The following is an 8,797-nucleotide window of genomic DNA, read 5'->3' on the forward strand; positions in this document are numbered from 1 at the left end:
GTGGAGCCTTGTACCACTAGCTGCATATTTTTCTGCTGTCGCACCTTAATGACGAACTTCGACACCACATTAATTCCTGAACTATTAAGAAATCTCAATTCCCGTAGGTTGAGTATTAAAATTTCGGGCGGTTGAACAATCACATCATCTAGCAACTGCACAATAGCTGCGGATTCTTCTATTTCACTTAGCCGTAATGAACCTTGAAAAATTACAGCTTTAGCCATTGCGTCATACCAGATGTTATAGTTTTCGGTTTTAATCTCCATTCACCTAAAGCCTCTTAATATATTTGTACTCGCCATGTAGTTCATATCATCAACTGCACCATTGTGCTCACGATGGTGACTTCTGATTCCTTTTGAACGGTCTCAAACTTCCAGCCTATTTTTGACTGATAATCGTTAATTATTGTCAACAGGCCTAACCCAGAGATGCTGTATGTCTCATCTTCCATATTCTTTTCTATCTGATGAATATATAATTCACCTGGGTCACAGGTGATTATCTCCTGGATGAATGCCTGAAATTTTCTGACCTTTTGGGGATTGGCACTGTTAGTTGAAACAAACACAAGTTTATCCTCATACAGTTGGAGCGAAACCTTGATGGAATTGTTTGATGCCTCATCTCTAAATTTCATGGCATTCTCTAACAACTCGTTGGCAATGAAGCTAACAGTACTCTTTACCTCCGCTTTAGTCTCACTTTTGGGAAAGAAGATTGCAAAGTAATCAGCCATAAAATCAGCAGACAACCCATTGTTTTGCCAGCGCTCCTTGATTGGGGCAGAGCCAGGCGTAAATTCGATTTCCAAGTGTTCCCCACTGTCAAGCAAATCGTCAATGAAGTCTCCGAATATTTCCGTCATAGTCAACAAATCCTCATTCACTAACTATTTCTGCTTTAACACAAGCATTGTAGACTCTTTGCTCACCAATATGCCGCTCAAAATCCTCAATCACAGCCAATAGCTTTTGGTTAAGACCAAAAACAGGTAGATTGTAAAGATGTGGGTTCTAAGCATCTACAGCTAGATGCAACTCAAAAAATTTTCGTTGGTAATACAGGGAATTGAATCGGATTAGGAAGATTATTCAAAACTTGAGTATGAAGACTGACTATGCGATATACACTCATGACTATCTTCCAAATATTTAAGTCCCGTTAGTTAATGGCTCTTTCGGCTCTGCTGAACTAATCTTTGCAGAAGAAGACTCTTCTGTTCCAACACCGTTCGGGCAAAGTTAGTAACCCGAGATAAGAGGACATCAAAGGTATCTACATCAATAGCCAAGATGTGTGTTTCTGGAACTGTGGCAATTATTGTGGCAGCTTGTTCAGTACGAGCCAAAATCTCTATTTCATTGAGCATCTGACCAGGTAATAGGCTTTCAACAATTGCCTCCTCATTATCAAGATTGACCTGAAGTTGGGCTTCTCCTTTGATGAGTAACAAAAGTTCCTTACCTTTTTTACCCTGCTCAATCACAACTTCATTAGCGTTGTACACCTTAACTTGAGACTGGTAAGCGAGCTCCATCAAGTTTTCAATCTTCAGATTGCTGAACAGGTCGCTGCCGAATAGGTACAGCAGTTTTTCGATGCTGCTAATGGCAGCAGGGGCAGTGTCGGGTTGGGCTTTCTGGTTCAGCAGCATTTGGGCAGTTTCCCGCACTAGAGCCTTCACTGTTAGCCTTGAGTCGAGTAAATGCCGTGCTAACTCCTGGCTGCGCTGAACATCTAGTTGAGAAATCATGTAGAGACTGACTGCCTGGGTCAGCGAGTCTGGTTCTTGGAGCAGCACTTCTAAATGGCTAACAATTACTGCTGGCTCCATCTCAGGTATGATGTCGGTCGCCCTCTTAATCTGTTGAATCAGCCGTGAAATTATCTTTGGACTGAGGCGCTTCTGCCATTGGGATGTTTCATCCTCAAGCAAGTTTGGCAATACATTCGGCACCAGGCTACCGAGAGCAAGAGCAATGCGGGTTCCTTCAGGACTGTACTCCAGGCTTTTGAGAATTTCCAATAGCCCCTTGGCAATCAGTTGCTGTTTTTGCTCTACAGTTGATTGGAGTAAAGTCCAAGCCGCTACTTTATCTGGTAGTAGGGGCTGTGTCAGAGCCTGGTAGCGTTTAGACAACTCGTGTAGCTGGTTCAAGAGGATATCAGATCTGCGGAGCAATTCTGCTTCATCGTTAAGGCTCGCTTGGATTTTTTCTTCCTCTTCCAAGGTGATAGCATACTCTCGTCTTAGCGATCGCATAGCCTGAGGATCTTTCGGGAGTACGTCCTGAATGGACTTTTGCTTTTGCACCACTTTTAATAGCTCTCGCCCTAGTCCCTTAGCAGTTCGCCGTCGCTTGCTGCCCACTATGCTTGCTATCTGGTCGCGATAGCTTTGCAAGCGCACCTGATCTTCTCTGGTTTGCTGCTTGGTGGGGTCAAGCAGGTCTGGGTCTTCAACCCCCAATTCTGTGAGGACTGTGAGATGTTCCTTGTCGCTAATATCTAGCTCTTGGTGGATCTGCTGTAGCACTTCCAAGCTGTTGGAGGAGTTCACATAGCCCTCTTCTAGGGCTTCCCGTAGCACTCCTTTGTAAGCCTGGAGCCGCTTTTCTTCCGTGAAACCAGGGAGGATTTTCGCTAGTACGTAGACTTCATTGGGATTGAGAGACTCTAAAGAACGTCCCTCAAGGAATCGTGAGACATCGAGTTGGAGCTTACTTAGCTGCTTGCGAAGGCGGCTGGCAAGGCTTTCCTGTAAGTAAAGGTCTTGGCTACATTTCCAGGTTTGGTAAAACCAGAGGGTGCTAACAATCACTAGCAAGACATTATAAAAGTATTGTAACCACAGGGGCAGCAGAGCCGTATTTGGACGGGCTCCAAACGCATAGAAGATATTAAAGACAATAAAGGTGCAGAAGGTAAAAATCCGGTGCTGAATCTGCTCTTTACTCAGGGATTGGTTTGTTCGTAGCAGGTAGTTCTTGTAACTTTTCTCTAGCTTCAATCCCAGAAAATAGCTACCCGCAGCAAAAAAACCTAAAGTTAGGGGTACTGCTACTAGCTTTGGAATTGGAATCGGCTTGTTAAACAGATAAAAACCAGGACTTAGAATGGTATCGAGTTGATTTGCCTCGTGAGTCCAGGAGCCAGAGAAGTAGTAATCCCAATTTCCTGCGTAGAGGTAGTAGTAATAGTAGAAGCTGATGACCAGCCCAATGTAGCCGTAGTAGAGCAATTTTTGCTCAGGTTTGGTGATGCCATCCCAGTAAGACCGCTCGGCATCAATATCTATGCAGGGGCTTTGACAGGCAACACAGGCACTCTGTTCCTTACCCTCCTGATTAACAATACGGCACGTGGATTGGGTGATGGTTTGTCGGTCGCCCTCATGAGCTTTGCTTGTTAGCAGTCCCCTTGGTTCAGCGTAGATTTTCTGCACTGGAGCCATTGGACAGAAATATTGACACCAAGATTTACCACCGTAGAGGTAGCCTACTGCGATCGCTGACAGAATTGTGAAGATTAAAAAAATACCCAGTGCCAATTGGTCAGAGTTGACAAAGAGTAACCGAATGCACAGGCCAAGATAAAATAAACCGAACTGTAGATACAAATAGTTGCGACCAAGCCAGGAATCTTTTTTGACTTTGACTAACTCATAGGAAGTTTTCCCGCTTTTCAAATCAACTCGTCGATGTTGTCGCTGCCATCCTAGCGCCCGATGAATCTGAGACAGAAATGACAGGGGACAAATCCGTCGCCAAAGTTCATGCCCAAAAACTAGAAGAATAAAAATTGAGGCGGGAACAATTATTGTCCAGAATAGCCGTGCTCCCAGAGCATAGGGTGTTTGTTTCAGGCAAACTCCCTGCACCTTTACGCAGACCTCTGGAGCAATGCGTAAGGGGCTCAGTGTATTATTGGGGTCAGTTAGCCAGGGTGAGATGGGGTCATAAAACAGGAAAAAAATCAGTAGCAACCAACTACAGGTTAGCCACCACCTGACCATGTGCATTTGCCGTTCTGGAGTCTTAGCGAACATAATTAGCCCTTTATCATCAGTATTGGACATCAATATTGGAAAAATTAACTAAACAAATTTTCAATGTTTCAGCCCACAAAAAATTAAGTACCTAATTATATACACTGGTATTTATAGGATTTATGCACAAGTTACACAAGAATCAAACCGCAGAGAGAAGTTTTGAGCGGCGGAAGCCGCCATTCAAAACTTCGGTGGGCACAGAGAACACGAAGAGAAGTCTGAGCGCCAGCTTCCGGCGATAGCGCAGCGTTAGCAAGTTCGTGAGCGTCTGGCTGCGTCTTCCCGAACGTTATGAAGCAATCCGCGATGCACCCTCAGCAGACTAAAGATGGGGCAGCAGTCGTCAGCGGGTAAGGCAGGGCGAACGCATCTTATTTACTAATAAAAACTGTTTATCTACCTTGCCATGATCCGGATCATGGTGAGGCGATTGGCATAAATTTGACCACTCAAAACTTTTAAAACACCCTCTTTGTAATAAAGGGGGTTTGTATTCATTTTGATTAAGCTTGTTTCTGCTGTTCTAACCAACCTAGCAAATCAGCAACTTCCGAAAAATCCAACAACGCCTCTCCCAAATTTTCTAACTGTTCAGCAGATAAATTCCGAACCTGCTCAACTAATGATGCATCAATATCACTAAAGCGCCGTCTAAGTTGACGACTAATCAATTTAAACGCTTCTTTTTGAACTATATCTTGATAAATTACAGACTCTTTCATAATATCCTCCCGTAAAAATTGACGAACCAAATCTTTGTCAAACCGCAAACCCGCCAGAATTTCTACACAACCCGCGATATTTTGTCGCTTCTCCCTATCTGGAATTTTAGCGACTTGTTCAGCCACTTGTGCCAGTAAAGTTTGCGGCGAGTCAGTTCGTGTCAAACTTGCTAAAGGTAACAGCGCCGGATTAACTAAAAATATTGTTGAATCTTGTTCCCAAAGACGAACAACCTCATATTGGTGAATCGTCGTGTTGTCCCGATATTGTTCAGTAAAAGCCACTTCGTTAGCAGTTTCCTGCAAAAAGATTAGCACTTGCACCACAGGACAACGATATTGACGCTTCAACCTCACCGAATAATCCAACATTCGGAAATTAAGCGCCGGATTAGATTTCGCCAAAGTTTGAAATTCAATGTGCAAAATTTGGTTAACTGCTTGCAAAAATGTCACAGAATCCGCACGAATTGGTTCAAGCGTGAGTTCCGTTTTTAATACTTCAATTTGTTGCACCTCTACCCCAAGCAACCAACGGACAAACTCGGCTGGATACTGTTCAGCTAAATATTTACAAGCGTTGTCGTAACTCACCCTCTTTTTGTTCTCCTGACACAAAAAAAACAGCCGCCTCCATAAAGGAAGCAGCCGTTTTCACAAATTATGTAACTACAAAGTATTAGTAATCGAAGTCGCCGCCACCACCGCCACCGCCAGCAGGAGCGCCATCCTTAGGTTCAGGTTTGTCAACTATAATACATTCGGTTGTCAACACCATACCAGCGATCGAAGCAGCGTTTTGCAGAGCAGAACGAGTGACTTTAGCAGGGTCAACAATACCAGCAGCTAACAAATCGACGAATTCGTTTGTCGCAGCGTTGTAGCCAACATTAAATTCTTTCTCTTTCACACGTTCAGCGATCACAGCACCATTCTGACCTGCGTTTTCAGCAATCCGCTTCAGAGGTGCAGGTAAGGCGCGAACGACAATCAAAGCACCAATCAACTCTTCATCTTTAAGATTGCTCTTCGCCCAAGTTTCCAATTCAGGAGCAAGGTGAGCCAGAGTTGTACCACCGCCAGGAACGATACCTTCTTCCACAGCAGCTTTAGTGGCGTTGATAGCGTCTTCTAGGCGCAGTTTCTTGTCTTTCATTTCAGTTTCGGTCGCTGCACCCACTTTCACCACAGCAACACCACCAGAGAGTTTAGCAAGACGCTCTTGCAGTTTCTCTTTATCGTAAGAAGATTCGGTTTCATCGATTTGACGACGAATCTGCTCGACACGAGCCTTAACAGCAGCTTCGTTACCTTCGGCAACAATTGTAGTGCTGTCTTTGGTAATGGTGATGCGGCGAGCTTTACCCAGACTATCCAACTTGGTGTTATCTAGCTTTAGCCCAGCATCTTCGGTGATTAGTTGACCGCCAGTTAAAACAGCGATGTCTTCTAACAGTGCTTTGCGGCGATCGCCAAAGCCAGGAGCCTTAACAGCAGCCACGTTGAGTACACCGCGTAAACGGTTTACTACCAAAGTTGCCAAAGCTTCTTTTTCGATATCTTCGGCGATAATTACCAAAGGACGACCAGCACGAGCAACTTGCTCTAACACTGGCACAAGGTCTTGTACCAAAGCAATTTTCTTATCGGTCAGCAGTAGGAAAGGCTCATCAAAAACCGCTTCCATCCGTTCAGCGTCGGTAGCAAAATAGGGAGAGATGTAGCCTTTGTCAAAGCGCATCCCTTCAGTAATTTCTAACTCAGTGAACATAGATTTCCCTTCTTCTAGGGAAATTACGCCTTCTTTGCCCACCTTGTCCATTGCTTGGGCAATCATCTGACCAACTTCTTCGTCATTACCAGCCGAGATCGCACCAACTTGGGCAATGGCTTTGGAATCTTCCACTGGACGGGCGTGTTCTTTGATTTTTTCTACCAGGAAGGCAGTAGCTTTGTCTATACCACGCTTCAGCGAAATCGCATTAGCACCTGCTGCAACGTTCCGCAAGCCTTCTTTGACGATCGCATGGGCTAAAACGGTGGCAGTGGTGGTGCCATCGCCCGCAGCATCATTTGTCTTAGAAGCAGCTTGACGAATCAGAGCTACACCAGTGTTTTCAATGTGGTCTTCTAATTCGATTTCTTTGGCGATCGTTACACCGTCATTGACAATTTGTGGTGCACCAAATTTCTTTTCTAGGACTACGTTACGACCTTTGGGGCCAAGGGTAACAGCTACAGCCTCAGCCAGGATGTCAATGCCTCGTTCTAGGGCACGACGGGCGTTTTCGTTGTAGATAATGCGCTTTGCCATAAATATCTGAATTCCGGGAGTTAAGTCAATTTTTTTGAAATGGGCATTGGGCAAAATAGTTCCGAGTTCCCAGTTCTGAGTAAAGAATTGAGATTCCCCACTCAGCAAGGCCAGTTGCTTCAAGTCGGCAGAGCCGCCCAACGCACTGGCTCCTCAGCACTCAGCACTACTATTCCCTACTCCCCACTAGATCACGACTGCTAAAATATCTTTTTCAGAAAGCAGTACATATTCTTCGGTGCCGAGTTTGATGTCAGTGCCGGCGTACTTAGAGTACAGCACCTTATCGCCGACTTTAATTTCCAATTCCTGACGGCTACCGTCATCGTTACGCTTGCCAGGCCCAAGGGCAACTACTTCCCCTACTTGGGGCTTTTCCTTGGCAGTGTCGGGCAAATACAGACCACCTGCGGTCTTTTCCTCTGAGGCGCTCACTTTTACGAAAACGCGATCGCTCAAAGGTTTAACTGTAGAAACGCTTAAAGATAAAGCTGCCATATTATTTTCTCCAGAGTTTTAGCACTCTCAACCCCCGAGTGCTAATTTACCGAAAAATGGCATCTAATGGCAAGAATCCCTTGAGTACGGGTTCCCGAACTAGAAGATCATCGGTGTACTTAAGTATAAATGCTTAATTATTTCTACCTTTCAGGTTTCGTCTTGTAAGTTACGAATATTTTTATATAGTCAACTTTATTTGCAAAGCTGAGAAATTGTTATAAAACTGTAATCAGGGAGCCGCTCGATGAGTAACAATACAGTGATCCAGTCTAGCCATCAAATCCCCAAAACCACTAAGTATCGAGAACATGAAGCCCTGAGTAATTGTGTAGAAAGTTTAGGACTTGCAAAAATTCAGCGACACATTTTTATTTGTGCTGACCAGACAATTGCTAACTGCTGCTCAAAACAAGCTAGTCTGGAATCCTGGGAATACTTAAAAAAGCGGCTTAAAGAATTAAATCTCGATGAGCCGCAACAGAGTCATCCCATTTGCGTCTTTAGAACTAAAGCCAACTGCTTGCGTGTTTGTTGTTCTGGACCCATAATGGTGGTTTACCCTGATGGTGTCTGGTATCGCCAAGCAAACGCGGAAGTTATTGAGCGGATCATCCAAGAACACTTAATCGGCAATAAGGTGGTTGAAGAATATGCGTTTTTAACCCATCCTTTGCCAGAAACTTCCCTAGTTTCTTGTGAACACCTCATAGAGGCTTAAAACCGAAGGATATGGTATAGCAGTAACCTTTCAGAAAGTGCGGGTTGGTTTTGAGGTAGGGTCATCTTTAAGCCAATACTTACTTGTGAGTAAGAAGGATTATTATTTAAGTCAGTGTTTTTTCGCCCACCACTTTCAATGCGATATATAATAGCGCATTATAGATACTACTGCTATACGTATCCTTGCTGGACTTTTGCTATCGAGCTACTGGTCTATGGAAAATGCTCGGCATTTTGTAAGACTTCGAGACAGCAAAGGCAAGTTAAGTAGGAAAAAGGACAACATCTCGAATAACCCACCATAGAGGATAAACATTCAAGACTTTGATCGACCGAAGCGCAACAAGTGCCACTGCTATGAAAGAGCCCAGCATGAAAGATCACAAACGACTTCTATTGATTGATGATGACCCTAACCTCATCTTGCTGGTGAAGGATTACTTGGAATTCCGGGGATATGAAGTTATCACCGCTGAAAATGGA

At 44.3% G+C, this 8,797-nt stretch carries 7 protein-coding genes and 1 pseudogene; 2 read left to right on the top strand and 6 right to left on the bottom strand.

What is annotated here, in order from left to right:
* The 6 genes from ACEW80_RS16335 to groES all read right to left on the bottom strand — a co-directional run.
* Positions 1–269: hypothetical protein (locus ACEW80_RS16335; RefSeq protein ID WP_373527606.1), on the bottom strand; the 269-nt coding region annotated here is incomplete at its 3' end.
* Positions 270–310: 41 nt separating this feature from the next.
* The gene (locus tag ACEW80_RS16340) at positions 311–892 is read right to left on the bottom strand and encodes a DUF6272 family protein (RefSeq protein ID WP_373527607.1); all 582 of its coding nucleotides are present in this window, start codon (positions 890–892) and stop codon (positions 311–313) included.
* Positions 893–1,171: 279 nt separating this feature from the next.
* A complete protein-coding gene (locus tag ACEW80_RS16345; protein ID WP_373527608.1) occupies positions 1,172–4,084 on the bottom strand; it encodes a cyclic nucleotide-binding domain-containing protein in 2,913 nt (970 codons plus the stop codon).
* A gap of 476 nt (positions 4,085–4,560) precedes the next feature.
* The gene (locus ACEW80_RS16350; RefSeq protein ID WP_373527609.1) at positions 4,561–5,373 is read right to left on the bottom strand and encodes an Rpn family recombination-promoting nuclease/putative transposase; all 813 of its coding nucleotides are present in this window, start codon (positions 5,371–5,373) and stop codon (positions 4,561–4,563) included.
* 85 nt (positions 5,374–5,458) lie between these two features.
* Positions 5,459–7,093 carry a chaperonin GroEL gene (gene groL, locus ACEW80_RS16355; protein ID WP_373527611.1) on the bottom strand — a complete coding sequence of 545 codons (1,635 nt, stop codon included), beginning with the start codon at positions 7,091–7,093 and terminating at the stop codon, positions 5,459–5,461.
* A gap of 186 nt (positions 7,094–7,279) precedes the next feature.
* On the bottom strand, positions 7,280–7,591 hold the full coding sequence (gene groES / locus ACEW80_RS16360) for a co-chaperone GroES (protein ID WP_292766180.1): 312 nt from the start codon (positions 7,589–7,591) through the stop codon (positions 7,280–7,282).
* 247 nt (positions 7,592–7,838) lie between these two features.
* Between groES and ACEW80_RS16365 the strand changes: the two genes are divergently transcribed.
* Positions 7,839–8,312 carry a ferredoxin gene (locus ACEW80_RS16365; RefSeq protein WP_373527610.1) on the top strand — a complete coding sequence of 158 codons (474 nt, stop codon included), beginning with the start codon at positions 7,839–7,841 and terminating at the stop codon, positions 8,310–8,312.
* A gap of 329 nt (positions 8,313–8,641) precedes the next feature.
* A pseudogene (locus ACEW80_RS16370) lies at positions 8,642–8,797 on the top strand (DNA-binding response regulator); the annotation flags it as partial.

It is taken from the genome of Nostoc sp., assembly GCF_041747015.1.
GTDB lineage: Bacteria > Cyanobacteriota > Cyanobacteriia > Cyanobacteriales > Nostocaceae > Nostoc.